This window comes from Sneathiella chungangensis (assembly GCF_009882935.1).
GTDB lineage: Bacteria > Pseudomonadota > Alphaproteobacteria > Sneathiellales > Sneathiellaceae > Sneathiella > Sneathiella chungangensis.
Genome location: NZ_WTVA01000003.1, coordinates 120,277 through 146,619, shown reverse-complemented (window position 1 = coordinate 146,619; position 26,343 = coordinate 120,277). Strand labels below are relative to the sequence as shown.

25 protein-coding genes and 1 tRNA gene are annotated in these 26,343 nt (G+C 61.0%); 8 read left to right on the top strand and 18 right to left on the bottom strand.

Annotated elements, in window-relative coordinates; genetic code table 11:
• From GQF03_RS07710 to GQF03_RS19020, 5 genes are all read right to left on the bottom strand, one after another.
• Nucleotides 1-1,491 carry an FAD-linked oxidase C-terminal domain-containing protein gene (locus GQF03_RS07710; RefSeq protein WP_161338666.1) on the bottom strand — a complete coding sequence of 497 codons (1,491 nt, stop codon included), beginning with the start codon at nucleotides 1,489-1,491 and terminating at the stop codon, nucleotides 1-3.
• A gap of 134 nt (nucleotides 1,492-1,625) precedes the next feature.
• Nucleotides 1,626-1,751 (bottom strand): type B 50S ribosomal protein L36, encoded by a 126-nt coding sequence (ykgO, locus tag GQF03_RS07705; RefSeq protein ID WP_161316603.1) that lies wholly within the window; start codon nucleotides 1,749-1,751, stop codon nucleotides 1,626-1,628.
• Between the two features lie 123 nt (nucleotides 1,752-1,874).
• Nucleotides 1,875-2,822, bottom strand: coding sequence for a class I SAM-dependent methyltransferase (locus GQF03_RS07700; RefSeq protein WP_161338665.1), 948 nt, complete (start codon nucleotides 2,820-2,822; stop codon nucleotides 1,875-1,877).
• A 127-nt stretch (nucleotides 2,823-2,949) separates the two neighbouring features.
• The gene (locus tag GQF03_RS07695; protein WP_161338664.1) at nucleotides 2,950-4,539 is read right to left on the bottom strand and encodes a class I adenylate-forming enzyme family protein; all 1,590 of its coding nucleotides are present in this window, start codon (nucleotides 4,537-4,539) and stop codon (nucleotides 2,950-2,952) included.
• A gap of 77 nt (nucleotides 4,540-4,616) precedes the next feature.
• The gene (locus tag GQF03_RS19020; protein WP_277346477.1) at nucleotides 4,617-4,742 is read right to left on the bottom strand and encodes a hypothetical protein; all 126 of its coding nucleotides are present in this window, start codon (nucleotides 4,740-4,742) and stop codon (nucleotides 4,617-4,619) included.
• A gap of 61 nt (nucleotides 4,743-4,803) precedes the next feature.
• Between GQF03_RS19020 and GQF03_RS07690 the strand changes: the two genes are divergently transcribed.
• Complete coding sequence (locus GQF03_RS07690) at nucleotides 4,804-5,211, top strand: HIT domain-containing protein (RefSeq protein ID WP_161338663.1); 408 nt, start codon at nucleotides 4,804-4,806, stop codon at nucleotides 5,209-5,211.
• Here GQF03_RS07690 and GQF03_RS07685 read toward each other — a convergent pair.
• Nucleotides 5,206-5,790 carry a sarcosine oxidase subunit gamma gene (locus GQF03_RS07685; RefSeq protein WP_161338662.1) on the bottom strand — a complete coding sequence of 195 codons (585 nt, stop codon included), beginning with the start codon at nucleotides 5,788-5,790 and terminating at the stop codon, nucleotides 5,206-5,208. The two genes, GQF03_RS07690 and GQF03_RS07685, sit on opposite strands and share 6 nt — an antisense overlap.
• Entirely contained in the window at nucleotides 5,783-8,086 is a 2,304-nt protein-coding gene (locus GQF03_RS07680; protein WP_161338661.1) for a glycine cleavage T C-terminal barrel domain-containing protein, read from the bottom strand. The genes GQF03_RS07685 and GQF03_RS07680 overlap by 8 nt, the downstream gene beginning before the upstream one ends.
• 157 nt (nucleotides 8,087-8,243) lie before the next feature.
• Here GQF03_RS07680 and GQF03_RS07675 point away from each other — a divergent pair, with 157 nt between their 5' ends.
• Nucleotides 8,244-8,978, top strand: coding sequence for an SDR family oxidoreductase (locus tag GQF03_RS07675; protein WP_161338660.1), 735 nt, complete (start codon nucleotides 8,244-8,246; stop codon nucleotides 8,976-8,978).
• Here GQF03_RS07675 and GQF03_RS07670 read toward each other — a convergent pair.
• Nucleotides 8,975-10,030 (bottom strand): DUF2332 family protein, encoded by a 1,056-nt coding sequence (locus GQF03_RS07670; protein WP_206376325.1) that lies wholly within the window; start codon nucleotides 10,028-10,030, stop codon nucleotides 8,975-8,977. The genes GQF03_RS07675 and GQF03_RS07670 overlap by 4 nt on opposite strands.
• Entirely contained in the window at nucleotides 10,027-11,226 is a 1,200-nt protein-coding gene (locus tag GQF03_RS07665; RefSeq protein ID WP_161338658.1) for an MFS transporter, read from the bottom strand. The genes GQF03_RS07670 and GQF03_RS07665 overlap by 4 nt, the downstream gene beginning before the upstream one ends.
• A 175-nt stretch (nucleotides 11,227-11,401) precedes the next feature.
• Here GQF03_RS07665 and GQF03_RS07660 point away from each other — a divergent pair, with 175 nt between their 5' ends.
• Complete coding sequence (locus GQF03_RS07660) at nucleotides 11,402-12,520, top strand: hypothetical protein (protein WP_161338657.1); 1,119 nt, start codon at nucleotides 11,402-11,404, stop codon at nucleotides 12,518-12,520.
• A gap of 82 nt (nucleotides 12,521-12,602) precedes the next feature.
• Here GQF03_RS07660 and GQF03_RS07655 read toward each other — a convergent pair whose 3' ends face one another.
• Nucleotides 12,603-13,397 carry an N-acyl homoserine lactonase family protein gene (locus tag GQF03_RS07655; RefSeq protein ID WP_161338656.1) on the bottom strand — a complete coding sequence of 265 codons (795 nt, stop codon included), beginning with the start codon at nucleotides 13,395-13,397 and terminating at the stop codon, nucleotides 12,603-12,605.
• Between the two features lie 254 nt (nucleotides 13,398-13,651).
• Between GQF03_RS07655 and GQF03_RS07650 the strand changes: the two genes are divergently transcribed.
• Nucleotides 13,652-14,239 (top strand): hypothetical protein, encoded by a 588-nt coding sequence (locus tag GQF03_RS07650; protein WP_161338655.1) that lies wholly within the window; start codon nucleotides 13,652-13,654, stop codon nucleotides 14,237-14,239.
• A gap of 96 nt (nucleotides 14,240-14,335) precedes the next feature.
• A complete protein-coding gene (locus GQF03_RS07645) occupies nucleotides 14,336-14,935 on the top strand; it encodes a hypothetical protein (protein WP_161338654.1) in 600 nt (199 codons plus the stop codon).
• A gap of 53 nt (nucleotides 14,936-14,988) precedes the next feature.
• Here GQF03_RS07645 and GQF03_RS07640 read toward each other — a convergent pair whose 3' ends face one another.
• Together GQF03_RS07640 and GQF03_RS07635 are read right to left on the bottom strand one after the other, a co-directional pair.
• On the bottom strand, nucleotides 14,989-15,900 hold the full coding sequence (locus tag GQF03_RS07640; RefSeq protein ID WP_161338653.1) for a ketopantoate reductase family protein: 912 nt from the start codon (nucleotides 15,898-15,900) through the stop codon (nucleotides 14,989-14,991).
• A 114-nt stretch (nucleotides 15,901-16,014) separates the two neighbouring features.
• Nucleotides 16,015-17,316, bottom strand: coding sequence for a DUF2254 domain-containing protein (locus GQF03_RS07635; protein ID WP_161338652.1), 1,302 nt, complete (start codon nucleotides 17,314-17,316; stop codon nucleotides 16,015-16,017).
• 153 nt (nucleotides 17,317-17,469) lie between these two features.
• Between GQF03_RS07635 and GQF03_RS07630 the strand changes: the two genes are divergently transcribed.
• Entirely contained in the window at nucleotides 17,470-17,913 is a 444-nt protein-coding gene (locus GQF03_RS07630) for a hypothetical protein (protein WP_161338651.1), read from the top strand.
• Nucleotides 17,914-17,944: 31 nt separating this feature from the next.
• On the opposite strand, the gene GQF03_RS07625 is transcribed toward GQF03_RS07630, so the two are convergent.
• Nucleotides 17,945-18,020, bottom strand: a tRNA-Lys gene (locus GQF03_RS07625).
• 234 nt (nucleotides 18,021-18,254) lie between these two features.
• On the opposite strand from GQF03_RS07625, the gene GQF03_RS07620 reads away from it, so the two are divergent.
• Together GQF03_RS07620 and GQF03_RS07615 are read left to right on the top strand one after the other, a co-directional pair.
• The gene (locus GQF03_RS07620; protein WP_161338650.1) at nucleotides 18,255-18,626 is read left to right on the top strand and encodes a group I truncated hemoglobin; all 372 of its coding nucleotides are present in this window, start codon (nucleotides 18,255-18,257) and stop codon (nucleotides 18,624-18,626) included.
• Nucleotides 18,604-19,659 (top strand): adenylate/guanylate cyclase domain-containing protein, encoded by a 1,056-nt coding sequence (locus GQF03_RS07615; RefSeq protein WP_206376326.1) that lies wholly within the window; start codon nucleotides 18,604-18,606, stop codon nucleotides 19,657-19,659. The genes GQF03_RS07620 and GQF03_RS07615 overlap by 23 nt, the downstream gene beginning before the upstream one ends.
• A gap of 14 nt (nucleotides 19,660-19,673) precedes the next feature.
• Here the strand turns inward: GQF03_RS07615 and GQF03_RS07610 are convergent, their stop codons facing one another.
• The 5 genes from GQF03_RS07610 to mreC form a co-directional block, all read right to left on the bottom strand.
• Nucleotides 19,674-21,659: a peroxidase family protein gene (locus GQF03_RS07610; protein WP_161338649.1), complete on the bottom strand. Its 1,986-nt coding sequence runs from the start codon at nucleotides 21,657-21,659 to the stop codon at nucleotides 19,674-19,676.
• 220 nt (nucleotides 21,660-21,879) lie between these two features.
• Entirely contained in the window at nucleotides 21,880-23,022 is a 1,143-nt protein-coding gene (gene rodA / locus GQF03_RS07605) for a rod shape-determining protein RodA (RefSeq protein ID WP_380744305.1), read from the bottom strand.
• A complete protein-coding gene (gene mrdA / locus GQF03_RS07600) occupies nucleotides 23,009-24,922 on the bottom strand; it encodes a penicillin-binding protein 2 (protein ID WP_161338647.1) in 1,914 nt (637 codons plus the stop codon). The genes rodA and mrdA overlap by 14 nt, the downstream gene beginning before the upstream one ends.
• Complete coding sequence (mreD, locus tag GQF03_RS07595) at nucleotides 24,922-25,437, bottom strand: rod shape-determining protein MreD (protein ID WP_161338646.1); 516 nt, start codon at nucleotides 25,435-25,437, stop codon at nucleotides 24,922-24,924. The genes mrdA and mreD overlap by 1 nt, the downstream gene beginning before the upstream one ends.
• Nucleotides 25,434-26,327 (bottom strand): rod shape-determining protein MreC, encoded by an 894-nt coding sequence (mreC, locus tag GQF03_RS07590; RefSeq protein WP_161338645.1) that lies wholly within the window; start codon nucleotides 26,325-26,327, stop codon nucleotides 25,434-25,436. The genes mreD and mreC overlap by 4 nt, the downstream gene beginning before the upstream one ends.
• Nucleotides 26,328-26,343: the final 16 nt, after the last annotated feature.

Sequence of the window (26,343 nt, the reverse complement as noted above, 5' to 3'; positions counted from 1 at the left end):
TCAGAATCTCGGGATATCGGGGAAGGGCAATTCGCCGTTATGAACATGCATCTTGCCAAGCTCGGCGCAGCGATGGAGAACGGGGAAGACTTTCCCGGGATTGAGCCGCCCGTCCGGATCGAACGCGCATTTAAGCCGCTGCTGCTGCTTGAGGTCGTCTTCCGAAAACATCTCCCCCATCAGGTCGCGTTTCTCGATCCCGACGCCATGCTCACCGGTGAGCACGCCGCCCACCTCGACACAGAGTTTCAGGATATCGGCGCCGAAGGCCTCGCATTTTTCAAGCTCGCCGGGATTGTTCGCATCGAACAGGATCAGCGGATGCAGGTTCCCGTCGCCCGCATGAAAGACATTGGCGACGCGCAGGCCATACTGTTTCGACAGCTCGTTCATCCGCGCCAGCACCTTCGGCAATGCCCCGCGCGGAATGGTGCCGTCCATGCACATATAATCGGGGGAGATACGCCCGACCGCCGGGAAGGCCGCCTTGCGACCGGCCCAGAAGGTCATGCGTTCCTCCTCCGTCTCGCTGATCCGGCTGACGGTCGCGCCGCAGTCCTTGGCGATCTTGTCGATCTGCGTCTGGTAATAGGCGATCTCGACCTCTGGCCCGTCCAGCTCGACAATCAGCAGGGCCTCGACATCCAGCGGATAGCCCGCGTGGCAGAATTCCTCCGCCGCGTGAATGGCGTAGCGGTCCATCATCTCCATGCCCGCCGGGATGATTCCCGCGCCGATGATTTTCCCCACGCAATCGCCCGCCTGCTCGCCGGAGGGAAAGCCGATCAGCTGCGCCGAGATATGCTCAGGGCTTCTGAGAATACGCACCGTCACCTCGGTTATCACGCCAAGCAGCCCTTCCGAGCCGGTCATCACGCCGAGGAGATCATAGCCTTCCGCATCCAGATGCTTGCCGCCGAGCCGGATGATGTCGCCGTCCATGGTCACCATCTCGATTCCGAGGACGTTATGGGTGGTCAGGCCGTATTTCAGGCAATGCACGCCGCCGGAATTCTCCGCCACATTGCCGCCGATGGTGCAGGCGATCTGGCTGGAAGGATCCGGTGCGTAATAGAAGCCATCGCTTTTCACCGCATCGGTGATCGCGAGATTGGTGACGCCCGGCTGCGCCACGACGCAGCGGTTGTCATAATCGATTTCCAGGATCCGGTTGAACTTGCCAAGGCCGAGCAGCACCCCGTCGGCGAGCGGCAGCGCCCCGCCCGAAAGCGAGGTTCCGGCGCCGCGCGGCACCACATTGACCCCTTCGGCCTTGCAGAATTTGAGGATGTCGGAGATTTCAGAAACGGTGGAGGGCAGCACCGCGATCATCGGCAGCTGGCGATAGGCGCTGAGGCCGTCACATTCGAAGGCGCGCAGATCGTCCTTGTCGTCGATAACCGCGTCCGCATCGGCGACGATGCGCCGGAGCCCCGCCACCAGCTCGTCGCGCTTCGCCAACACATCGGCATTCGGCTTTGGCATCAACATGGCGGGTCCCCCGGATAATTCCTTTCCCCCTGACATAGGGCGGAAAGCCGGGGCTTTGCAAACAAAAAAACCGTCAATGCCGGGGCATTACGGTTTTTTTCACAATACAGAAGCTATGGCTCGGTTAGAGCAGCTTAGCCCTGACGCGCCTTGAAACGGCGGTTGGTTTTATTGATAACGTAAACGCGGCCCTTGCGGCGCACCACGCGGCAATCGCGATGACGCTTCTTCGCGGACTTGAGCGAGTTCAAGACTTTCATTGTCCAGATCCTAACAGCTAAGTGAATTCGAAGGCCGGAACATACTGGCCTCCCCGCCCCCTGTCAATGGTGAATAGGGCGGAATTTACGAAGAAATTCCGCTTTTTCCGATTGCCCGTCCGATCAGGTGATTTCGACGGGCTTGCGGGCGTAAATGCGGAAAACCTTGAGATGCCCGGCCTCCATCACCTTGATCCGCCGCATCCAGAGTTCCCCCTCTTTCAGGATCCATTCATGCAGATGGCCGCTCTTCTCGCCATTGCTGGTGCGCTTGGCATAATCGGAGAAGGCGCGCAGCACATTGGCCTTGTATTCGGTGGTGATATTCTCGGCGATGCTCACCTCGAACCCGGCGCCGGTCAGGAATTTGCGCATTTCCTGCACGTCATGGAGATAGGGGCGCTGCGGCTCCGCATCGAGCCAGCCCTTGAGCTCCGCCGCGTCCGGTGCGATCCCTTCGAGCATGTAATCCGACATCATGAACTGCCCCGAGGGTTTCAGCATATCGTGAATGGCGCGAAAGCAGCCGGCCTTGTTCTTGACGGGAAACAGCGCCTCGGACGCATAGACCACATCGGCGGAGCGTTCCTTTGGCCTGAACTCATCGAAATCGGCGTGGAAGAAATTCACCTTGCGGTTAAGCCCGGCCATCTTCGTCATCTCGACGGCGGCATCCTGGAGGATCTGGTCCTGCTCATAGCCGGTGACATAGGCATTATATTCATGGGAGACCCAGCGCGAAAAACCGCCAAGGCCCGAGCCCAGCTCGGCGACGCTCAGCTTCTTGTTGATGCCGAGCGGCTTCGTCAGTTTCGATTTCACGTCATCGGGCACACAGCGGGTCATGCCCTCACCGAACAGGGTGACGACGGAACGCTGACGCGCGAGGCTCCAGCCCTTGACCGTGGGCGGGCCGTCATCGAGGGCGACTTTCTCGCGCTCGGGCGGTTCCTTGAGGGTCTTCGGCGGCGCCTTGTCCTCCTCAAGTTCATAGCCCTCCCACCAGGCCTTAAATCGATGTTTGATAGACTGCTTCGGCTCCATGTCCGGGTTGTTTGTTCCTGCGCTCATCCCATTACCTGATCATCGGCTCCGGCCTCTCCACCAATTTTCAACCGGATTGCAAGCAATTATTGCAGGAAAAACTTAACCCTTCGTAAAACCGGAATTTTCGTCAAAACCCCGGAAAACCGCGATTTCAGGAGGCGTTAGCCGCCGCCCAGTAAGGCGCGCGCAGTTCCCGTTTCATGACCTTGCCGATGGTGCTGCGCGGAAGGGTCTCGCGGAACTCGACGCCGCTGATCCGCTGGGTCTTGCCAAGGCGGGCATTGACCCAGTCCTTGAGCGCCGCTTCCGTCAGGTCGGAGCCTTCCCTCGGCACCACCAGCGCGAGGGGGGTTTCGCCCCATTCCTCACTCGGGATACCGATCACGGCGACGTCGGCGACATCGTCATGTTTGGCGAGTTCCACCTCGATATCCGCGGCATAGATGTTGAACCCGCCGGAGATGATCATGTCCTTCTTGCGATCGAGCAGGAACAGGAAGCCATCTTCGTCGAAGCGGCCCATGTCGCCGCTCTTGTAGAAGACCTTTCCGTCCGGCGCGCGCCAGATCATGGCCTCGGTCAGGTCGGGCCGGCCGTGATAGCCGGTCATCATGGCATCAGAGCGGCCGACAATCTCGCCGATCTCGCCTTGCGGAAGTTCTTCGCCCGCCTCGTTGATGATGCGCAGCTCAACCCCCTCGCCCGGCTTGCCGACGGAGGCGAGCTTGTCCGGAAATTCGGTGCAGGACAGTGCCGTGCCGATGCCGCCTTCGGTCAGGCCATAAATCTCGATCATCTTGCCCGGCCAGCGGGTGATGATGTCGCGCTTCACTCCCTCGCGGAGCGGCGCGCTGGTGGAGAGTTTCACCTCGAAGCTGCTGAGGTCGTATTTATCGAAATCCGGATGGGCGAGAATGCGCTGATACTGCACCGGCACCAGCATCGCATGGGTGACCTTCTCCGCCTCGGCGATTTTCAGGAATTTCTCGGTGTCGAATTTCGGCATGACAACGATCCGCCCGCCAAGCGCCAGGGTCGGCAGCAGCGCGACCAGTGTCGTGTTGGAATAAAGTGCCGTCGAGACGAGCGTCACCGCCTTGCCATGCAGGCCCATCCCCTCGAAGCGCATGATATGCTGGCTGCGCATTTTCTGGCTCTGCTCGATGCCCTTGGGAACGCCGGTGGTGCCCGACGAATAGATGAGGTTGAACGGGTCCGTCTCCTGGACATCCACATAAAGTGGATCGGTGGACGCGCCCTTGATCAAATCCTCATAGGCGGTCCATCCCTCGCCCGCAAAATCAAACGCGACATAGCCATCTTCCGGAACACCGTCGATCTTGCCCCGGAAGGGCTCGATCAACTCCCGCGTGGATTGGGAGGCGAACACCAGCTTCGAGCCGCTGTCGCGGATCATCACTTCCAACTGCTCGCTGGAGGCCATGCCCGAGAGCGGCACGATGCAGAGCCCGGCCTGCAAGGCACCCAGGAAAACCTCCAGATACTCGATGCTGCTTTTCGCCAGCACCGCCACCATGTCGCCGCGCCCGAGGCCACGGTCCGCCAGCATGTTGGCGACCTGATTGGTGCGCGGCAGGAATTCGGCCCAGGTCCGTGTCTCGCCCTCGCATTTGATGACCTCAAGCGTCGGGTTGGCGGCGGCCGCGCGGCGGATACGCTCGGCATAATGAATAAAGGGAAAGCTCTCGCTTGCGGGATCGGCGGGGATTGTCTGGCTCATGATAACTCCGTTCTTGGTCTTTCGGCCTCCCTGAAAAGGCCGTGGCAATTTTCCCGCAATGTAGCGGGAGAGCGCCGTCAACGCAAAGCGAAAGAATGACCACGGCGCGCTTTCCGCAGCTCCGCCCGGAGCGGCAGGGCGAACAGCAGGAACAAGGGGACCAGTAACGCCGCGACGCGAATAAAAAGCCGTTGGTCTTTCATGAGAATTTCCCTACCCTGATGCGCGTGTTTGTTGCTCGCCATTATCGCAGGAAAGAAAGAAATGTTCCAGCTTCACCCGCAGCTTGAAAAGGACAGCCTCCCCGTCTGTTCGCTTGGCCTCTCGCGCGTCCTGCTCGCCAATGACGCCCGCTGGCCCTGGATCATCCTGGTGCCGGAGCGGCCCGGCCTGGTCGAGATCACCGATCTGGATGATCCCGATTATGCCCGCCTGATGAAGGAGATACGGGGCGCAACGACGGCGATGCAGGATCTTTTCGCCGCCCATAAGATGAATGTCGCTGCGCTCGGCAACATGGTGCCGCAGCTGCATCTGCATGTCATCGCCCGCACCCGCGAGGATGCGGCCTGGCCGCGCCCGATCTGGGGCGTGGGCGAGGCGGTGCCCTATGACGCGGCGGCGGTAACGGCGCGGATCGCGCAGATTCGCGACCGCCTTGAAGGCCTATAGCACGTCATAGCCGAAGGCCGACGCCCGCCGGGTCAGCCAGCGCCAGAAGACGGTCGCACGCGAGCGCGGCAGCAGCAGATCGAAGGACGCCGCGTCGTTCCGGATCAGCAGAACCCCAAGACCGCCGATATCGCTCGCCATCGCGCTTCCCGCGGGAAAGGCCGCCTCGCGAAGATCGGTGCGAATGCCCCGCTTGAGCAGGTCCGCCGCCATCGGCCCGCCAAGACGCAGGCAGCAGCGGCCATGGCTCAGGCTGACGACGCTTCCCTCCTCCGGCGTGACCGCCGCCGCCAGAATATCCGCCGGCCCCGCCGCGCCGAAATAGAGGAGCGGCCCCGCCGCGAGCCGGATCAAGCGTCCCTCCCCGATCGTCATCGCCCTGCCGAGTTCGGGAAGGGCCTGCAGGTTCAGCAATTCGGACAGGCGTGAGCGCAGGCTGGCGCTCTCCCCGTCCCAGAGTGCGATTTCGAGCAGCGAAAATTCCTTTATTTCCTCGATAGTTACGCCCGGTTCTTCAGCATTCCCGCCGAACCGGCCGGGTACGCGCATGCCCCTCAAGGCGGAATTGCGGTCAAGCATGGCGTTTCTCCACTCTCGGACTGACGAAGCGCGGCGCGCCGACCTTCACATCGACGACCGTCTCGCCCTCGCCGCCGACCGCGCGGATCAGGGTGCCGGTCCGCGCCCGCCCCTCCGTCAGCAGCGCGAGCGCGATCTGGTGGCCGAGGTCCGGACTCATGGCGACCGAGGTGACATGGCCGATGCCCCGGCCCTTCGGCTCGGTGCCGTCGCCTTCGAACAGGATCATGCCGGGCGCCAGCGGCGCCATATCCTTTTCATCCGCCGCGTCGCGCGTGGGAACGAGGCCGACAAGCTGCGCCCGGAGCTCCGCCGCCGTTATCTCGCCGTTGATTTCCAGGGGACCGAACCGCCCCGCCTCGATCCTAAGGATCTCCCGCGCATCGGTCCCGACCGCCGTCAACCCCTTCGGCCGGCCCTTCTCCATCAGCAACTGCCAGAGAAGATCGGCATAGCCGGCGGGGGTCAGGATCTCGTATCCCACGCCGCCGGCATGGCTGAGCCGCGCGATCCGGAGCGGTAAATCATCCTGGGTGAGATCGCGAAAGCCCATCGGCGGCAAAGCCTCGGCCATCACCGCGAGGGGGAGCGCGGCGGCAAGGATCGCCTCCGCCTTCGGGCCGGAGAGGGCGACACCGCCCCATTGGTCGGTGACGTCGGTAAGCTGTAGACGGCGCGCCTCCCCGGCCGCCGTCAGCGCCGTGAGACGGTTCATTGCCGCCTCAAGAAACCACGGCGCCGTGGTGATCAGGAAACGCGTCGGCGCGATCCGCCAGATCAGCGCATCGGCGATCAGAATGCCATCCTCGCGCGTCAGGAACCCGTAGCGCATCCGGCCCTCTTCGGGGAGGCGAAATGCGTCCCCGAAGGCGCGCGACAGCAGCGACCCGACATCCGGCCCTTGCATATCGATCTTGCCGAGGGCGGAAATATCGCCAAGCCCCGCGCCCTGACGAACAGCCAGGGTCTCGCGCGCGGCGGCGGCCTCCTCCTCTTCGGTTCCCTTGGGGATATATTTCGGGACCCGCCAGTCGCCGCGTTCCCCCATCACCGCGCCCGCCTTCTCAAGCGCGCCATGGAGCGGGCTGCGGCGGAGCCGGGAGAGCCGTTCGGGCGGTGGGATTTTCCGCCCCTCCGGCAGTGCCCGCGGCATCAACCCCGCCGACTGGATCAGGCAATCGCCCTCAAGATGGATTTCGCGCCCCTCCGATTCCTCCGTCGTTTTCCGAAGAACGACCCCGCGGAGCCGGAACAACCCCTCCGCCCGGATGATGCGGTGGCCGGGATAAAGCGGCACGGCGAGGCGGCGGGCAAACTGGTGACAGGGGCCCGGCACCTCCTCGCGCGCATCGATGATGGCGGCGGGCGGCACGCCCCGCGCCGCAAGGGATTGGGCCAGCCTGTAGCCCGCGTCCCCGGCGGTGTAGAGAAGAAGTCTCCCGCCCGGGCGGACCCCGTGGCGGCTGACCAGTGACAGCGCATTGCGGAAATCAAAAATACCCGGCAAGTCACTGTTTCTGAAGGAAAAGGATTGATCGACGGAGCCGGTCTCAAGGCGGATTTCGCGGGCCTCGACATGATAGAAGCGGGTATCGGCAAGATGCGTATCGCGGCGCGCCAAATGATCCTGAAGCCGGGCCCGGCAATGCAGGAGATGCGCGCCCTCCTCCGCGATCGCCTCGGTCCGGGTCAGCATCCGGACGTTGGGAAGCGCCGCTAGCCGTGCAAGAGTCTGCGCCCGCCAGTCGCGCGGCGCCATGCCGGCGAGAGGCTCGTCATCATACAGCAGGCAACCGCCGAGGGTGAAGTCCCGCTCGATCAGCAGCACATCCGCGCCCGCCTCCGCTGCCTCCCGCGCCGCCGCGAGGCCACGCGCCCCGCTGCCGATGACGAGTACGTCGACATGCTCATAGACATGTTCGACCTCCCCCGGCGGGGGCGTCGACTGTTGCGGCATGGGGCGTTCCAGATGCAGCAGGCGGCGCAACGCATTGACCGGCGCGTGGCGGCGGCTTTGCGGGCGGGCGGTGAGCCCGTCGAACAATTCCTGCTCCCAGATACTGGCGGGGCGCAGGACGCCGCCGGTCCGCCCGGCAAGGACCGGACCTTCCGGCAGGTCCAGGCCATTGGCCAGCAGCGCCGAGGCCAGCGTATCGCCCGCATATCCCGTGAGGCGGCGGCCGCCATAGCGAAATTCGAGCGGCCGCGCGGGATCACTCCGGCCGCCCTTGAGCCGCCGGTCCGCGCCCGCCGGCGTCCCGCGCCGCCGATATGTCAATGGCCAGATACGCGCCATGAACTCATCCCCCTTGCCACCCCCCATTTCTAGCAGATGCGGCCGCCCCATGCCTACACAGGAATATGTTTCTTTTTTGACCGCCCCGCCGATTGACTTGTGCCACGTCCCGGCCTAGCCTTTTTCTGCGCAGAACCGTCAACACAAGGATAATAAAATGACGAAGCAATCCTGTCTTGTCGTCGGTGCGGGAGATGCGACCGGCGGCGCTATCGCCAAGAGATTTGCCCGCGAAGGGTTTGAGACCTGTATCGTCCGCCGCGCCCGCCATATCGACCAGCTGAACGGCCTTGCCGAGGAAATAAGGTCGGCGGGCGGCAGCGCCCATGCCTTCGGCGCCGATGCCCGCGACGAGGAGGAGATCGTCAACCTGTTCGCCAGAATCGAGAAAGATATCGCCCCCCTCGGCGTCGTCGTCTTCAATATCGGCGGCAATGTCAATTTCCCGATTCAGGAGATGACTTCCCGCGTCTACCGCAAGGTCTGGGAGATGAGCTGCTTTGCCGGATTTCTTACCGGACGGGAGGCGGCGAAGGTGATGATCCCGCGCGGGAAAGGCACCATCCTCTTTACCGGGGCGACGGCCTCGATCCGCGGCGGCGCGGGCTATTCCGCCTTTGCCGGAGCCAAGCACGGCCTTCGCGCCCTCGCCCAGAGCCTCGCCCGCGAACTCGGGCCGCAGGGCATCCATGTCGCCCATGTGATCATTGACGGGGCCATCGATACGCAGTTTGTCAAGGAACGCTTCCCCGAGCGCTACAAGCTCCGCGAGCAGGACGGCCTGCTGCAACCCGACGATATCGCCGAGAATTACTGGAACCTGCATGCCCAGAACCGGACCGCCTGGACCCATGAAATGGACTTGAGACCCTGGATGGAGAAAATGGCCTAAGGCCAGCCGTACCAGTCGATCCAGCGGCCATGGAAATCGGCGCGGCCGACGAGATGCTCTTCGCCGGTCGGCCAGAGGGCGAGCGTGAGGCCGGTGCCGGGTGTCTTCCCGTCAATCTCCATCCGCGCCCAGGCGAGCGGCGCGTCCGTCGTTGCCCGCGCCCCTGCCGCGCGGATGATCGCCTCCCCCTCGTCGCGGGCCGCCTTCGGGATATATTGCCAGGCGATGGTGCTGTAGATGACATGGGCAACGCCCTGCATTGGCGTCGCGGTGCACCGCGCCAGCCAGTCGATGGCGTCCGCCTTCTCCACCCGGATCGGGCTTGCCGCGGCGATATCGAGGGCGGCGCGCGTGCGGTCCAGCCGGTCCTGCTGATCCGCCCAAATGAAAGAGAGCATCCGCTCCCGGTCCGCCGGATTGCCCGGATCGACGGGCAGCAGGTCGCAGCCCGCGCGATCGGCGATGGTGAGATCGCCAACGGGCGCGGCCTCCCCCCTCCATTTCGGCGCATGATGCACGGCGGCGGCCGGATCGCCCCAGCTTTGTTCGCCGAGGATCACGTGATAACGGTCGAGAAAGAGATTGAGCCCGGCGCTCGCCCCGACTTCCGAGAGAACCAGCGGCAGGCCGGTCCGGCGCGCAACCTCCAGAAACATCGGCAGGGTCGCGCCGATGCGGCGCACCTCGTTCGTCTGCGGCGGACCGGTCAGGCGGTCGAGGATAAAGGCCTCCTCCGTCCGGAGTGCGGCCGCAATCGCCGCCCAGAGCGCCTCATCGGTCACCGCCTCATGGTTCGGCGGATAGACGGCGGCAAGCAACAGGCTGCGGCCCTTGATGACGAGGGCGTGCAGCGCGCCGGCAAGACGAAGCGGCACGGAATCACCGAGCGCCGAGGCATCTCCCCGCCAGCCGAGAATGACGTCGGCAACCGCGCCGCCCTGGGCCAGCCGTTTCCCCGCAAGCCGGCAGAGGCGGCCGGTAAAGGGGGAGCCGAGCCGCTCGCAGGCCTCGCCCTGATTATCAAAGATTTCGCGAATTTCCTGTTCCTTCACTGCCGGTTTCCTCCGTGGCTTGTCCCGTTCTTCGCCGCATAGGCCGAGGCGGCGAAAATCGCGATACATAAGAACAATACGGCGAGCGAGACGAGCGGCAGCACCTCATAGCCCCAGCGCACAAAGACGAAATTCGAAATCCAGGAGCCGACGGAAATCCCGAGATAGAGCGCCGCCGCATGCAGCGCCAGCAGGAGGCTGCGCCGTTCGGGATCGATATTGGCGATGCGCTGCTGCTGTGGGGAGTGGAACATCATGCCGAAAATCGCCCAGACGGCGATGGCGACGAAGGCAAGCCAGAGGTTCGCGTCAATCTCCCAGATGGCGAGATATCCCGCACCAAGGCCGATGAGGCTGAAGATAATCACCTTCTCCGGCCCGAAACGGTCGCTCAAGGGGCCCGCGAACACATTGCCGAGCACGCCATTCACCCCATAGGCGAGCAGCACCACGGCGATCAGGTTCTCGGCCATGCCGAACTTGTGCGACATATAAGGGGCGATCAGCGCATAGGTGCAGAAGATGGAGGTCATCTGCAGGAAGGTCATAAGGATCGCGAAGGAGGAGCGGAGGCGGGTCAGCGCCTCGAAGATATGGCCATAGGAAATCTTCGCGCCCGCCTGCCGGTCCTTGACGAGCAGCCAGATCGCCGCGAGGGAGGCCAGCGAGACAGCGGCGAGCACGATCAGCACCGGCCGCCAGCCGATCAGTGTGCCGAGCCAGGCGGAAATCGGCGTGCCCAGCACCGAGGCGAAGGTCAGCCCGGCAAAAACGATGCCCATGGCCCGGCCCTGCTGCTCCGGCGGGGCGAGCCCGGCGCCGATGGCGGAGCACATCGGGCTGATCGCCGCCGCGCCGAGCCCCATCAGCCCGCGCGAGGCGAACAGCATCTCGTAACTGGTCGAGACGGCGCCGAGAATGAGCGCAAGCGCGAGGATGGCGAGCCCCGCGCAGAGGATGTTGAAACGGGCAAAGCGGCTGAAAATCACCTGGGTCAGCGGCGCGGCGAATGCGAAGGTGAGCGCAAACACCGTCACCAGAAAGGCGATATCCGCGGGCGGCACCCTGAGCCCGTCCGAGATCTGCCAGGTCAGCGCAATCACCGACAGGCTGGACGTCCCGACCATGAAATAGGCGGTACTGAGAGAGACAAGAGCCCAGAGGGGAAATGGCTGTTTTATTGTTGTTTTTTCCATTTGCCGGAGAATAGCAAATGTCTCCCCCGCCACCTAGCCAAATATACAGGCAGCGCCGACCCATCGATCCGGAGGCGTTGGCGGCGGAATTGCCCGTCTTTTGTTCACAGGCAGCAGTACCCGTCGTTATTGAGTATTACCAAAACCAACTATTTTCACCCAAGGAATGAATTTGATGCTTGATAGGATTATTAACAATATTATTGAAGAGCTTACGCTCAAGGAAGACAACGTATTCTTCCCTAGATTTTCGGCGCTTCGGATCGGCCTGTCGGCCGACGCCGCAGATTACCTCGTCGAAAAAATTTTTACGCCAAATCAAGCCAGGCAAATCACTGAAAATCTGAATGAGGCTTATGAAAACTACCGCGCGACTTTTGGCGACAAGAAACGCAGCGATGCCGAGCAGGAAGACATAAAAACCGCTTTCATCGAGGATATTTCGCACCAGATCGGCAACAGAACCAAAAAATACGTAAATTTGGAAAATTTTAATTTCGGCATCGTCCAACATGCAAATGATGTAATTCTGGTGGGTGATATCAACCAACATAAATCTATGCACCGGTCCGAAAGTTTTAAATATATTTGCAACAATAAGTCCCTGGCTGTTTACGTTCTCCTGCTTATCATCATCGTACTTTCCCTCGTTTTGCTGTCCAAGGAAATACCCATACTCGCTGCTATAATAGTGTTTTTCAGCGTTATTTGCTGCGGATGCGTTTATTTTTCAAATGTCGCGCAATCGGGCAATCGCTGGACCAACGACATTCTTGAAAACCAGATGCGCCAGGTGTTGTTAGACGACATTTTTGGACCAGATTTCTCATACCTCGGCATGCGGCTGAAAGCGCTACCCGACCAAGAGAATATGCCGGACGTGTCCGCATTGGACCTGATTAGGGAGGCTATCAACATACCGGGTATTGCGAAATTGCTCATGACGCTGGATCCGGAATTTTCACGTGACCTTGCGCTTCTGACAGCCGAGTTCGTCTATCCACCTGATTTGATGCCAATTTTCGCGGCCTCTGTCGGCCTCCAATACATTCCCCGGTCAAGTGACCACGAGATTACCCATCCGTCCGATGACGACGAGCATGATTCTGCGGAAAAAAAGGAAGAGGAGCCAAATTTGGATACCGAGACCCCGGGAAATACGGACGATGCGCCCTTGACCGGCTTCACGACCGCAGGAATGCAACTCGATATCACCGAATCCGATGGCGATTCCGAGGAGAAACAGGGCGGCGGACAGGTGGAAATCAATATCGACGTGACCGAGTCCGATTAACCGCATCCGGCCGGTTCGCATCACCAGCGGAACCGGCCGGAAATGCGAAGCGCAGCCCGCGCGGTGCGGCGGCCCTTCCCGCCTAAAGCGTCGGCGCGGCGTGGAGCTGGACGATATTCTCCGAGCCGCCGTCGATGATCGGGTACCAGGCCCGTGTCAGCGGATCGTGGCCGGGGATGATGTGATCGTCGCTCTCGGCGAGGGCGCGGAGGGTGTCGTAGCCCTTCAGGGTCGCCTCCATGTCGACGACAATGGGAAACGGCTTGCCAGTGCGGTAATTCTCATAAAAATGGCTGCTGTCGGAGGCGAGCACCACCCAGCCGCGGCGCGTCCGTACCCGCACGCATTGCTGGCCGCGCGTATGGCCGCCGATATGATGCACCTCGACCCCCGGCGCGATCTCCCGCGATCCCTCGCAGAAGACGACATTGCCCGCATAGAGCGAGCGGACCATTTCGATCACATGCTCCCCGGTGAAGGGATGGCGGAGCACGCCGTGGCACATACAGGGGCCGGTGACATATTCGATTTCCGCTGGCTGCACATAGAGCTTGGCATGGCGGAATTCGTAGAGCGATCCGGCATGATCGTAATGCATATGGGTGACGATGACCTTGTCGATGCTGGCGGCCGGCAGGCCAAAATCGGCGAGCATTTGCGCCGGGGTCTGAAAGATCGGCCGGTCGCGAAGCTTCCCCTCCTCCGCATCGAAGCCGGTATCGACGAGAATGGTCTCGCTCCCGTTCTTCAGCACCCAGACATAGAAATCGATGGGATGCGGCGCGTCATGATCGTCGGCAAACAGGAAGGATTCCCGCCGCGTGCGGTTTTCCTTCGCCGCATAGCGCAGCGCATAAATCTCCCAGGTATCGCTCATCTCCTCCCCCTCCGGCCTTCGGACCGTTCTTGTTTGTTATGAATTGAGGATACGACGTTCGATGCGCGATGCAACTGACTTTTACCTCATGGCGAAACAGAGGCCCACATCCCCCGATTTCATTTACCAACGAAACCGCACCATTTGTGCGTTTAGAACTTGCAAGGCTTGGCTTGATATATTATCGACAAGGTAGAATGACAAATAAACTAAAACGCATATATTGCCGTCGGAAGAAAAACTGGGATACAGATATGAAATACATTGCCGTTGTCGCCTTCGCTTTGACGCTTGCCGCCTGCGCAGCCGGAACAGACTTCAAAAAACTCGATTCAAATCAGTTGACCTACGGGGAGAGCACGTCAGTCGACGTCGTCCAAAAGCAAGGCTCACCGGGTAAAACAGGTACAGAGACGAAAGATGGAATTACCTATGATCTCATCGCATATGTATTCGCCGACGCCGGTGGTACACCGGACAAGGAAGGCGTAACACCGGCACGTGCTCAAGCCTTCTATTTCAAAGATGATGTTCTGGTCGGCAGCGAATTCTCCAGTTCCTTTGCGAGTGATTCCACGAAATTCGATGAATCGAAAATCAGTATGATCAAGGAGAATTCAACGACTTTAGACGAATTAATTGCCCTCATGGGGCAGCCGTCAGGCGAGTATATCCATCCACTTGTCGCTAAAGAAGGCGAGCGGGCCAAGGTCTATGTCCACTCCCAGACAACCGTCAGCGGGTTGGAGATTATTGCCCGTCGTAAGGAACTTATCGTGTCTTATGATCCCAAGACCGGCGTTGTCACGCAGATTGAATATAATGAGATCGGCGCGGAATAACCGGCCCCCTAGGACAAAAAGGTGCTTGGCGCCAGTCTGCCAGCACCTTCTTTCCATTACCGGTCCGTTTCCGTCGAATAAGTTCGGTTTGACAGAATGAAACGCAGCATTTTCTTTTTTTTAGGCTTACTTCTCCTCAATGCCTGTGCGGCGCCGAAACTGGATCAGAATTTCAGCTATTCCGCGTCCAGTCAAAACGCAATGATCGCCGTTCTCGACTATCGGATAAAGCCGACCGCGTTGGCCGTCATTCGCAGCGTCAATATGGAAAATGGCGAGCTCTATGGCAGGGCTATTATTCTTGGCGACAATAAAACGACGAAGACGCCCGCTTATCACCTGAAAGAAATCCCGCCCGGGAAATACGTGATCGCGCAGATTATTGTTACCAGTAGATTACCTTTCAGCACGCATACCCTCTACAAATGCTATCGGCCCACATTGGAGGTATTCGAAGTCGAGGCAGGCAAGGTCAACGCGGTCAAGGTCGGAAAACTCGAGCCCGGAAATTCCCGGCCGGCCCCGGATCTCGAAAAAATACTACGCTCATTTGGCGGCATTACCGCACCGGTCGGACAGGCGAAATTATTGGGATATCTCAGCACAAAAAATCTCGCGGATGGACAATGCGAGAATATGAGGCGCGGAAACTACAAATTCGAAGTCTTGAAATTGAAACCGGGTACGGACGCCTGAATTAATCCCGCACAAAAAAAGGCCCCAAGGTTCAGTCTTATTTGGGCGCCCCGCTACCCCTGCGCTGCAGTCACCGCCATATGGGTGTAGGCGATTTTGAGGAGGGGGCAGTCGATATCCCTGGGTGCGCCCTTCTCGACGAGATCGCCGAGGATATGCTCATGCTCGGTGCGCAGGCCGCCCACAAGGTCGCGCATCATCGAGGCCGTGAAGATCGAGCCTTCCTTGGTCAGCATGGCGAGCTGTCCGGCCTTGACCTTATCGGGGATCGGATGATCATTCGCGGCGGCGATGGCGCAGCCCTCGGCATGCATGCGGCGGGCCATCTCGGCGCCATAGCGGGTCGCGACAATCTCCCCGACAGAGCCGATACAGAGCGTCGTCATGCCCGCAAGGGTCGCCAGCATCACCCATTTTTCCCAGAGTGACTGCTCGATATCCTCGCTGTAGGTGAAGTTGAATTCCGCCTTGTCGCAGAGCGCGGCAAACTCCCGCGCGATTGGCTCCTGCGCGGCGCTGCGATGGCCCGCAATGAGGCCCGCAAGATCGCCCATGCGCTTGACCGCGCCCGTCTCCGTGATCGTCGCGGCGATATGGGCGACGCCGCCCATCACCCGGTCCCGGCCATATTTCTTGTCGAGAAATTCCAGATGATTATAGCCGTTCAGGAACGGCAGGAAGAGCCCCTTCGCCGACGCCTTGTCGAGGGAGGCGAGCGAATCCGCGAGGTCATAGCTCTTGGGCGCAAGGACGATCAGGTCATAATCCGGCGTCAGCCGATCGGCGGTCACGGTTGCCGGATGCACCGTGAACGTCCCGTCCGGCGTCTCGATGGTCAGGCCGTTTTCGGAAATCAGCTTGTGGCGCTTCTCGCGCAGCAGGAAGGTGACATCCGCCCCCGCCTCGATCAGCTTCGCCCCGAAATAGCCCCCGACGCCGCCGGCGCCCACAATCAGAATTTTCATGATTTTTGTCCTTCAGAATCTTGCGCGTCCGCCCGCATCCGATGGCGGCGCCTGTCTCTTTTACTATGGCCGCGGCGAAATTTCATCCCCAAATGAAAGGGCCTTGGCGCATTCTCACTTTTTCTTTTTGTCCTGCCGTTCGCGGTTCGCCTTGCGGATCTCCGGCGGCAGGATTTCGATGACGCTTTCGATATCGTCGGGCAGGTGCCCGGCTCTCTCAAGCTCGCGGATCAGCAGCAGACCATGCTCCTTCAGGCGGTTCTGGACGCCGCGACTGCAGGTCGCGCAGAGCCGCGCATAGGCCCGCGCGAGGCAGATCGCCATCAGGATATTGTTGCCCGAGGCCTGACGCAGCGGGTGGAAGGCCTGGTTGATCAGATTCTCGATGGACAGCTCCGGCACCAGCAGGCGGATGTTCCCCTCCTTGTCCCGATGGACCAGCGACGATCCATTTTCCTGGGCGGCGGCCTGGGAGAACACGTCGGAGAGGCTGTCGACGGTGGCGATGGCGGTGAAGGTATCATTGACGCCCGGCGATAGCGCCCGGAGTGCAATCTCGAGCAACAGGTTGACGGAAAATTCCACCGGACTGTCGGAGGACCGCGAGGGGCGGATCGAGATGCGCTTCTGGATCGCCTCCACCGTCTCCTCGTCAAGCTCCTTCGTCGCCTTGACCATCACCTCCTCGCCGAGGGTATAGACGCCGCGCGCCTTCTGCACCTCCAAGGTCACGTCCTGCTCCGCCGCGATCGCGATCAGCTTGTCCTCATCGAGGGAGCCGAGATATCCCGGCTTGCCGGCGATGATCTCGAAGGTGAAGTCGCCGGGCGCCTCCGACTCCTTGCCGACGGCGTCTTCCTTTTCCTGCTCGTTCCGTCGCCAGCGCGCCTCGATCGCCGATTTGAGATTGCGCGTGATGGCGGCGATCTCATCGTCGATGGCGACGCTCTCCGAGACGTTGCGGACGAAATAGATCAGCTGCATCACGCAGAGGGTGGCGAGAATCTCGGCACCGAGAAGCGCGGCGCGCGGCACGAAATCCGCCTCGACAAAGGACGCCGTCAGCAGGGCATAGAGAAAGGTGCCGCCGAAGACGCCGGCGGTCACCTGGTTGACAATGTCGGAGGTGAAGCGCTTGAGCATCCGCGGCGCGAGGTTCCCCGCGGCCAGCGCAAAAACCACAAGGACGATCGAGTAGGTCAGGGTCAGCGCCGACATGGCGCCGCCGGCGATCACCGCAAGGACAGTCCGCGCCGTCTCCGGCGCAAGTTCGGGCAGAAAGGCCGCGAACGCGTCGAATATAAGGAATTTCTCAAGATAGACGAACACCAGCGACGCGGCGCCGACCGAGAGCGCAATGCCTGCCGGCACGGTCTGCAGCATGACAAAGGGATGGCGCAAAAAATTGAGGTTCATGATGCTCTGTTCTCTCCCGCCGCCCCACCTGCCCGGTCCGGCCATTGCCCCAGCATAATCCGTCGCGACAGGAAACACCAAGATTTGTTGATTAAGCGAAAAATAGCCGTCATATTATCCGAATATGATTTAAAGTACGGCGGATTATCGGGGATGAAATCTGAGTTTCGGGTCATGCAGGATCGCGCGTTCGATAATTGCGCCTTGCAAACACGTGATTACGGCGGCGAGCAGCTGCATCTGATCACCGCGACGGGACCCGTCGGCTACGCGGAGCGGGTGCCTGTCTTCCGGGAAATCCTGAGAAGCAACCGGTCGGGCAATTTCTTCTATATTCTCGATAACCGCGGCGGGCACGAAATCAGCCTGTCGTTCGAAGACATGACCTTGCTCAACCAGATGCTGTTCGATGGCGGCATCCGCTATGTGCGCGGCGCGGTGGTGACCCATGACAAGGCCTACGGCATCCTGATCGCCATGGCCCAGGCGAAGGCCGAGGCGTCCGATTTCAAGGTCGAGCTCACCTCGACCGCGGATCTGCGCGCCGCCGAGGACTTCGTGCTGGAAAAACTGCTGGCCACCCCCCGCCCCGCCTGAAGCGGATAGTTCCGGATTGCAAGGGAGGAAATGGTAGGCGCTACAGGATTCGAACCTGTGACCCGCTGATTAAGAGTCAGCTGCTCTACCAACTGAGCTAAGCGCCCACAATAAGCTTAATCTATCGTGGCAAGCCGGAAGGCGGTACCATCCGCAATCGGCATAACGGCCCGGAAACCGCAAGGTTCCGCGCCGGGAGCGACTGTTTAGCACAGGAATTTCCCGCCGACAAGAGAAAGAGCGGCACTAATCGCTCGACATTGGTTTTTCACGCCTTTATCATAATCGCATCAATCACTTGCGCCGAGAATTAACAACCATTCCGAACAAGGAACCCATGAATGGCCAAGCAAAGCCTGTTCGAAAAATATGGCGGTTTCTCCACCGTCAGCAAAATCGTTCTCGATTTTTATGACGTTCTGCTGGACAGCGACGACGTTGGGCCGTTTTTCGACGATATCGATATGGCGCGGCTGATCGATCACCAGACGAAATTTATCGCGTCGCTGCTGGGCGGGCCCGCCTCCTATACCGACGAGCAGCTTCACCGGCTGCACGAGCGCCTCAACCTGGAAAACAGCCATTTCGACGAGGTGGTGGAGACACTCAGCGACACGCTTAAAAAGCACAGCTTCAGCGCCGACGATGTTGCCGCCGTCCGTGACGCGCTTGAACAGAGGAGATCGGCGATTGTCAGCAACAATGTCGATTGAAGCCATCAATGAGCAGCTTCTGCGCGCGATCGGCGTGGGCGTTGCCGTGCTGTCGGCGGCGGATATGCGGTTCGTGTTCCGCAATGACACCTTCCAGGAATGGTTCAATAGCGAGGAGCCGCAGGACACGCTCGCCGAGCTGTTTCCCGACCTCGATATGGGCGCCTTCTCGGCGGAGCTGAAGACGAACGGCCGCTTCACGGTCGAGGTCAAGCGCAAGGTCAAGCGCCGCGAGCGGATCTATGCCGCGGACTTCACCCTGTCGGACGACACCGGCGGCAGCATGATCATCATGGTCTGCCAGAATGTGTCGCGCATCCGCGAGCTGGAATCGATGATCGACAGCTATTCCCAGATGGTCGAGCGCAACACCCGCGAGATCAAGCGCGAGAAGGAACAGGTGGAAAAGCTCCTGCTCAACATGATGCCGCGCTCGGTCTATGAGGAATTCAAGACCTTCGGCGTGGTCATCCCGAAGCTTTATGATCCGGTGTCCGTGCTGATGCTCGATTTCGTCGGCTTCACCCAGATGGCGGCGTCCGCCGATCCGGCGGTGACGGTGAGCGAGCTCAATGACATCTACAGCGCGTTTGACCGCATCGGCGAGCAATATGGCTGCGAGCGGATCAAGACCATGGGCGATGCCTATATCACCGTCGCCGGCCTGCCCGACCCGACGCCGGACCATGCCCGCGCCGTCGCCAACGCGGCGATCCGCTTCATCCGCTATCTGGAGCGGCGGAACGAGGGGCATCCCAACCAGTGGCGCTGCCGCATCGGGATTACCAGCGGGCCGGTCGTCGGCTCCGTCGTCGGCATCCAGAAATATGTCTATGACATTTTCGGCCCCGCGGTGAACCTCGCCTCGCGCCTGCAGGACCTGTCGGAGGCGATGGAGATCACGACCAACGGTCCGGTCTATGACGTGCTCCGGGATTCGTTCCGCTTCGAATACCGCGGCAAGCAGGACGTCCGCGGCTTCGATGAGCAGGATATCTTCCAGCTCAAGGACAGCCGCGAACCCATCCGCTAGATCCAAGCGACGGATCAGATCAGGATATTATCGGAATCGATATCCCGAAGATGCATATCCTCGAGCGTGAGGATGCCGTCCGCGCCGAAATCGATCACCACATCCTTGCCGTCCTGCCGGGCGGCGCTTTGCACGTCCTCCAGGGAGGCGAGCTCCAAGAGCTGGAGGTCGAGGATGTCATGGCGATCATCGAAATCCTTGATCAGGTCCTCGCCGAACAGATGATCGAAGACAAAGATGTCATCGCCCCGCCCGCCTTCGAGCTGGTCATCACCGCCGCCGCCGATCAGGGTATCGTCGCCATCAAAGCCGAGCAGGAGATCGCTGTCCTCCCCGCCCTCAAGGATGTCGTCGCCCTCGTCCCCGCCGATGCGGTCATAGGCGATCATGATGTTGTCCTGGATCGAGTCGATATCGCTGTTACGCTCGATGATATCGGCAAGCGTGGTATCCCAAAGCGCATCGATTTCCTTTTGCGACAGGTCTGAGTTTTCGCTCCAGAAGGGATCGCCGTCGCGAATGCGGATGAACTGGTCGGTGACAATGGTCGCGAACAGCTCGCCCAGCATGCCACCGCCCGACGGATCCTCGGCCAGCCCGCCGACCCAGGCGTCGATATCCTCAACGCTGTCATAGACGCTGGCGAGCGCATCGGCGAGATCGGGATCGGAGGTCACGTCGGTGAAATCCTCGGCCCGCGTGAGCCCCACCGCCTCGCGCAGGTCGTTATAGCTGGGCAGGCCGAGATCGCGGCCGCGCTGGATATTGAAGGAGGCGAGGTCGAGCCCGACGCCGCCATCCTGGCTGAACAGGAAATTCCGGAGATCGTCGACAATTTGCGTGTCCAGCTCCTGCGAGACACCATCGGCGAGGCCGCGCAGGATCGGTTCTACCCCGCCATTCTCCGCCACGGCGCCCGGATTGAAAAAGGCATCACGGAGCGACAGGGCCCCGGCCTCGATCGACTCGCCATTTTCCTCAAGCCGTTCCACGGCCGCCGAGACGAGGCTGTGCCCGAAGCGATAGGCGGCGGTCGAAAATTCGAGGGCGATGCCGGGATTGACGCTGGCGTCATAGCCGCTATAGGCCGGAATGGCATCCTCGCCGACCAGCAGGGGAAGATATTCATTATAGGTGATGGCCTGGATTTCCGCCTCGACCCGGACGCGAGCGGCGTCGAACAACTCGTCCGCCGTCCAGTCGGGATGCTTGTCCGAAAGCTCGTCCACCCAGCGGTTATGCTCGCGCGCAAACAGGCTTTGCATCGAATAGAGACCGGCATTCTCCGCGCCGCGGATATCGCCGACAAGGATGCTGCCGTTCTCATCGAAGGTCGCGAGCCCAAGCTCGTCAAGGAGGAGCTTGCCGTCTTCCGTGCGGATGGCCGCGGCGGTTTCCGCATCCGATCCATAGACCATGGAGCCGTCGATAAACGCGGTGATGCCGTTGGCATATTGGGCGGGCGTATCGACCCCCGTCCCCTCCACCGGGTCGGCGCGGCTGAAGGCCATGTCGACATCGGGATCGAACCATTCGTCGTCTTCCGGGATATCAATCGAGGCGGCGGTCTCGCCCGAGAGCGTCAGGTCAATATCATGATCGATGAACTGCCCCCAGACATAGAAAAGATCGCTGGCGCCGAAGGAATTGGGAATATCTTCCGATTGCGCGGCGACGGCATTGCTGACCTCGCGGGCGCCGGGAAGATCCTCACTCATCGCCGAGATGCCGTCGGCGAAATTCGCCTCCCCCAGCCGGAGCAGCGTCTGGCCCGCCGCGCCCCAGTCCGGGTTTTCTTCAACCGTGCCGGTGCCATCGACCGGGCGGGCGGGGATATCAAGCGGGTCGTTATCGCGCGGCGGACGCGGATCGCGCGGATTGTTCTCTCCCCGGCTGTCATCATTGGCGGGGTCGCGTTGACGATCCTCGTCGCGAGGCGGGCGATCATCACGATCACGGGAATTGGGACGGCGGTCGAGAAATGGATTGCGTACTCTCATCGTAATCTCCTGTTAAAAATATCCCTCCGGCACGCCGGAGACGGGTAATAGCTTATTTCTTTAATGGGGTTAGCCTTGTTCCGCTTTGTGGTCGAAGAAAGGCGTAAATAAGGAAATTCCGGTACTTTATTCCACTAATCCGGGTTTTCTCGCGCGAAAATCGGCGAAAACCTTAAATTACATGATGTGGAATTGATCGCGAGAGAGGCGGAGGCGGCGCCTAGCGCTTGCCCGGAATATCGATGTCGCGGTGGATATAGACGCTCATGGTCATGCCGAAGCCGATGAGCAGGGTCAGCATCGCCGTGCCGCCGTAGGAGATCAGCGGCAGCGGCACGCCGACCACCGGCACCATCCCCATGACCATGGCGACATTGATGAAGATATAGAGGAAGAAGATGCCGGTCATGCCGATGGCCAGCAGCTTGCCGAAATGGTTGCGCGAGCGATAGGCGATAGCATAGCCATAGGCGATCAGCAGGATATAGAGCGCGAACAGGAGCAGCCCGCCGACCATGCCGAATTCCTCCGCCAGCATGCTGAAGATAAAGTCCGTGCGCATCTCCGGCAGGTAATTGAGATGGCTCTGGGTTCCCTGCAAAAGCCCCTTGCCGAACACCCCGCCCGAGCCGAGCGCGATCTTCGACTGCATGATATGATAACCGGCGCCGAGCGGATCATTCTCCGGATTGAGGAAAGTGAGCACGCGCTTCTTCTGGTAGTCATGCAGGAACTGGAAGGCGAAGAAGCCGGCCGGGATCGCCGTGCCGATCACCAGCGCGAATTTCCAGAGGCGCACCCCGGCGACGAAAAAGATGATCCCCGCCCCCGCCGCCAGCAGCAGCGCCGTGCCGAGGTCAGGCTGGCGCAGCACCAGGGTAACCGGCGCCAGCACCAGCAGGATCGGCGGGATCAGCCAGCGGATGCGCCGCACGTCATCGAGCCCGATGTTATGGAAATAGCGGGCGAGCGCGAGGACAATGGCGATTTTCATAACCTCAGAGGGTTGCAACTGGAACGGACCGAAATCGATCCAGCGCCGCGCGCCCATGCCGATGACGCCCATCACCTCGACCGCGCCGAGCAGCAGCAGAGCCACCCCATAGAGCGGATAGGCGAGATTGAGCCAGACCCGGATATCGACAAGGGCGACACAGAACATCAGCGCAAGCCCCGCGCCGAAGCGGATCATCTGCCGCGACGCCCAGGGCTCGAGATTGCCGTTGGCGGCGGAATAGAGCATCAGGAAGCCGATGGAGGCGGTCGCGCAGATCAGCAGCACGAAGCCCCAGTTGATTTCCCAGATCTTGCGCGAGAGCGGGATCTGGACATTTTTCGCGCCAAGCTCCCTAAGCACCTTCACCTCCTGCCGGACGGCGGATCGCGATATCGTAACTGGGCCGACGCAACGGATCGAGGCGCAACGTCTCCTGCAGCAGGTCGCGGGCGATCGGTGCCGCCGCGCCGGAGCCGCTGCCGCCATGCTCGACAATCACCGAGACCGCATAGCGCGGATCGTCAAAGGGAGCGTAACCGACGAAGAGGGCATGATCACGCTCCTCCCATGGTTTTTCGTCCGACTTGCGCACGCCTTCGATGCGTTCCTTGCGGGTGATGCGGCGGACCTGCGCGGTGCCGGTCTTGCCCGCCATTTCCCATCCCTCGACGCGGATCTTGGCGGCGCGGGCCGAGCCGCGGGGGCCGTTCACCACCTTATACATACCATTCAGAACATGCTGTAACGACTTCTGGCTGATACCGAGATCGAGATTGTCCAGTTCCGGTTCCGGGCGCGGCAGCACCGCCCCTTCCAGCGTCTCGCCGTTGATCGAGCGGACGAGCCGGGGCGAGACTTTCTTGCCGCCATTGGCGAGCCGCGCCGTCATCACCGCGAGCTGTAAGGGCGTCGCCAGCACATAGCCCTGTCCGATCCCGGTGTTATAGGTCTCGCCCAGCTGCCAGGCGACGCCCTGCACCGCCTGTTTCCAGGCCTTGGTCGGGATCAGGCCGTCGCGCTCGCCAAGCATGTCGATATTGAGTTCCTCGCCGAGGCCAAAGCGATGCGCCATCTCGGCGATCTTGTCGACGCCGACTTTGCGGGCGATGTCGTAGAAATAGATATCGCAGGACTGGGAGATCGCATTCTCCAGATCGAGCTTGCCATGGCCGCCGCGTTTCCAGCAGTGAAAGCGGTGCGAACCAAGCTGCGTATGGCCGGCGCAAAAGACCTTATGGCCGGCATTGATCACCCCGGATTCGAGCGCGGCCAGGGCCACGATCATCTTGAAGGTGGAGCCCGGCGGATACTGGCCACCGATCGCCTTGTTGCCGAGCGGGCGCTTCGGATCCTCGACGAGCTGTTTCCAGTCGGCGGAGCTGATGCCGCTGGCGAAGGCGTTGGGATCGAAGGACGGCACGGAGACCATCGAAAGAACATCGCCCGTGTGAATATCGATGACGACCGCGGCGGCGCTCTCCTCCCCCATGCGGCGGACGGCGAATTCCTGCAGCTGCTTGTCGATGGTCAGCACCGCGTCATTGCCGGGAATCCCTTCCTGGCGGTTGAGCTCGCGGATGATGCGGCCATAGGCGTTCGCCTCCACCCGGCTGAGACCGGCCTTGCCGCGCAGGGTCCTGTCGTAATATTTCTCGATCCCGCTCTTGCCGATGCGGAATTCCGGCAGTTCCAGAAGCGGGTCATATTCCTGATTTTGCAGGTCCCGCTCCGATACCGCGCCGACATAGCCGACGATATGGGCGAAAAGATTGCCGTAGGGATAGTCGCGCGTCGATCCCACGTCGACCTGGATGCCCGGCAGGTCCGGGGCGTTGACATTGATGCGGGCGAACTGCTCCCAGGACAGGTTGTCGACCACGGGGATGGGCACGAAGCTGCGCTTGCGCTTGACGTCCTTCAGGATCCGCTCACGGTCGATGGCCTCCGCCGGGACATATTGTTCAAGCGCGTCCAGCGTCGCCGTCACGCTCTTCGTCTGTTCGGGGATCAGCACGACGCGGTAGTTATGGCGGTTGCTGGCGATCTCGACGCCGAAGCGGTCGACAATGCGGCCCCTGAGCGGCGGCAGCAGCTGCAAATTCATGCGGTTTTCATCCGCCATCACCGAATATTCGTCGGAATGGATGACCTGCAGATAATAGAGGCGGCCGGCGAGCGCGGACATCAGCGCCGCCTGCCCGCCCGCCATCAGCAGCGAGCGGCGGGTGAAGACCCGGCCCTTCTCCTTATGCTGGTCACCCGCCATCAGGTGGTCCTCAACAGGCTGTTCTGGAGCATCCCGAAGCCCCAGGCGAACATCGGAAAGACGAGCAGCGATAGGGCGAACTGCACAAGGATGGGCGTCAGCGGCAAGAGGGCCAGCGAATAGAGGCAGGCGATCAGCCAACTCAGCATGGCGATAATGAAGCCGATCAGCGCGAAGCCGAACCAGGTCAGGACAAAGGATTTGCCGATGAAAATCCGCCGCTGCGACACCGTGATGCCATGGATCAGCAGATAGAGGAAGGACGACAGGCCAAGCGGCGCGCCCGTCAGGCAGTCGGACAGCAGCCCGAGCAGGAAACAGAGCGGCGGCGCCATCAGATAGGGCCGGTGAATACTCCAGTAAAAGACGGAAATCGCGGCGAAGGACGGGGTGACGATGGCGTAGCCCGCAATCCCGATCGGCACAACACTCATCAAGGCCAGCAGCACCGTGACCGCAAACGGCACACTGCCGCGCAGGAAGCGGTTAAACTGATAGGCAAGTGTCGGGCTCACTTTGCATCCAATCTGCTTTCGCCAAGATCGCCGGGGTTCATGTCCGGGCTGCTCATCCCCGGTAGATCATAGCGCAGCACGCTGACATATTCCAGACGGGTCCAGTCGGCATAGGCCTGCACGCGGATCCCTTTTTCGGAGAGGGAGGAGACAAATCCGATCGGACGGCCGGCCGGCAACATGCCGCCATCGCCCGAAGTAAAGATCCGGTCACCCGGCGAGACCGTCGCATTGGTCGGCAGGAAATCCAGCAGCGGCATGGAGGAGTTATCCCCGACCAGGATGCCCTTGTGGCGCGATTTTTCCATCACCACGGGAATGCGGGAGTTAAGGTCGGTGAGCAGCAGGACCCGGGCCGAGCGCTCCCCTACTTCGGCAATACGCCCCACCAGTCCGAGCGGAGCAACCACCGCCTGCCCCACGCGGACACCGTCGCGCCGGCCGGCATTGAGAAGCAGCGTCCGGACAAAGGGTCCGCCGCTATCGCCGACCACGCGCGCCGTGATCGGCAGCACCAGCGGATCGGAAAGGGCGTTCAGGAGCTGGCGGAAATTATCGTTTTCCTGTTCCAGGGTGCGGCCAACGGCCTGCCATTTCAGCAGTCGCGCATTCTCCTCGCGTAGCCGTTCATTTTCCTCGATCAGGCTGGTCAGCTTCTGGACGCGGGCGACCGCCTTGTGAAAGGCATCGACGGGCTCGGAAATCGTGGCGAGGATCGGGGCGAGAAAATCGGTGGCGGAGGTGCGCATCTTCTCGACAACGCCGATATTGGCCTTGCCAAGGAAAAGAAGCGCGATCGCGAGGGAAATGAGCGCAAGGAAGGCGAAGCGCTGAATGATTGTCTTCAGCGGCCATGCCAGTTTGAATACACTGCCCTGTCGAGGCGCCATTCACTTTCCCTCCGGA

Excerpts from the sequence above, each read along its gene's own strand:
- GQF03_RS07710 (WP_161338666.1), bottom strand. The coding sequence starts at position 1,491 with ATGTTGATGCCAAAGCCGAATGCCGATGTGTTGGCGAAGCGCGACGAG.
- ykgO (WP_161316603.1), bottom strand. The coding sequence starts at position 1,751 with ATGAAAGTCTTGAACTCGCTCAAGTCCGCGAAGAAGCGTCATCGCGAT.
- GQF03_RS07700 (WP_161338665.1), bottom strand. The coding sequence starts at position 2,822 with ATGAGCGCAGGAACAAACAACCCGGACATGGAGCCGAAGCAGTCTATC.
- GQF03_RS07695 (WP_161338664.1), bottom strand. The coding sequence starts at position 4,539 with ATGAGCCAGACAATCCCCGCCGATCCCGCAAGCGAGAGCTTTCCCTTT.
- GQF03_RS19020 (WP_277346477.1), bottom strand. The coding sequence starts at position 4,742 with ATGAAAGACCAACGGCTTTTTATTCGCGTCGCGGCGTTACTGGTCCCC.
- GQF03_RS07690 (WP_161338663.1), top strand. The coding sequence starts at position 4,804 with ATGTTCCAGCTTCACCCGCAGCTTGAAAAGGACAGCCTCCCCGTCTGT.
- GQF03_RS07685 (WP_161338662.1), bottom strand. The coding sequence starts at position 5,790 with ATGCTTGACCGCAATTCCGCCTTGAGGGGCATGCGCGTACCCGGCCGG.
- GQF03_RS07680 (WP_161338661.1), bottom strand. The coding sequence starts at position 8,086 with ATGGCGCGTATCTGGCCATTGACATATCGGCGGCGCGGGACGCCGGCG.
- GQF03_RS07675 (WP_161338660.1), top strand. The coding sequence starts at position 8,244 with ATGACGAAGCAATCCTGTCTTGTCGTCGGTGCGGGAGATGCGACCGGC.
- GQF03_RS07665 (WP_161338658.1), bottom strand. The coding sequence starts at position 11,226 with ATGGAAAAAACAACAATAAAACAGCCATTTCCCCTCTGGGCTCTTGTC.
- GQF03_RS07660 (WP_161338657.1), top strand. The coding sequence starts at position 11,402 with ATGCTTGATAGGATTATTAACAATATTATTGAAGAGCTTACGCTCAAG.
- GQF03_RS07655 (WP_161338656.1), bottom strand. The coding sequence starts at position 13,397 with ATGAGCGATACCTGGGAGATTTATGCGCTGCGCTATGCGGCGAAGGAA.
- GQF03_RS07650 (WP_161338655.1), top strand. The coding sequence starts at position 13,652 with ATGAAATACATTGCCGTTGTCGCCTTCGCTTTGACGCTTGCCGCCTGC.
- GQF03_RS07645 (WP_161338654.1), top strand. The coding sequence starts at position 14,336 with ATGAAACGCAGCATTTTCTTTTTTTTAGGCTTACTTCTCCTCAATGCC.
- GQF03_RS07640 (WP_161338653.1), bottom strand. The coding sequence starts at position 15,900 with ATGAAAATTCTGATTGTGGGCGCCGGCGGCGTCGGGGGCTATTTCGGG.
- GQF03_RS07635 (WP_161338652.1), bottom strand. The coding sequence starts at position 17,316 with ATGAACCTCAATTTTTTGCGCCATCCCTTTGTCATGCTGCAGACCGTG.
- GQF03_RS07630 (WP_161338651.1), top strand. The coding sequence starts at position 17,470 with ATGAAATCTGAGTTTCGGGTCATGCAGGATCGCGCGTTCGATAATTGC.
- GQF03_RS07620 (WP_161338650.1), top strand. The coding sequence starts at position 18,255 with ATGGCCAAGCAAAGCCTGTTCGAAAAATATGGCGGTTTCTCCACCGTC.
- GQF03_RS07610 (WP_161338649.1), bottom strand. The coding sequence starts at position 21,659 with ATGAGAGTACGCAATCCATTTCTCGACCGCCGTCCCAATTCCCGTGAT.
- mrdA (WP_161338647.1), bottom strand. The coding sequence starts at position 24,922 with ATGGCGGGTGACCAGCATAAGGAGAAGGGCCGGGTCTTCACCCGCCGC.
- mreC (WP_161338645.1), bottom strand. The coding sequence starts at position 26,327 with ATGGCGCCTCGACAGGGCAGTGTATTCAAACTGGCATGGCCGCTGAAG.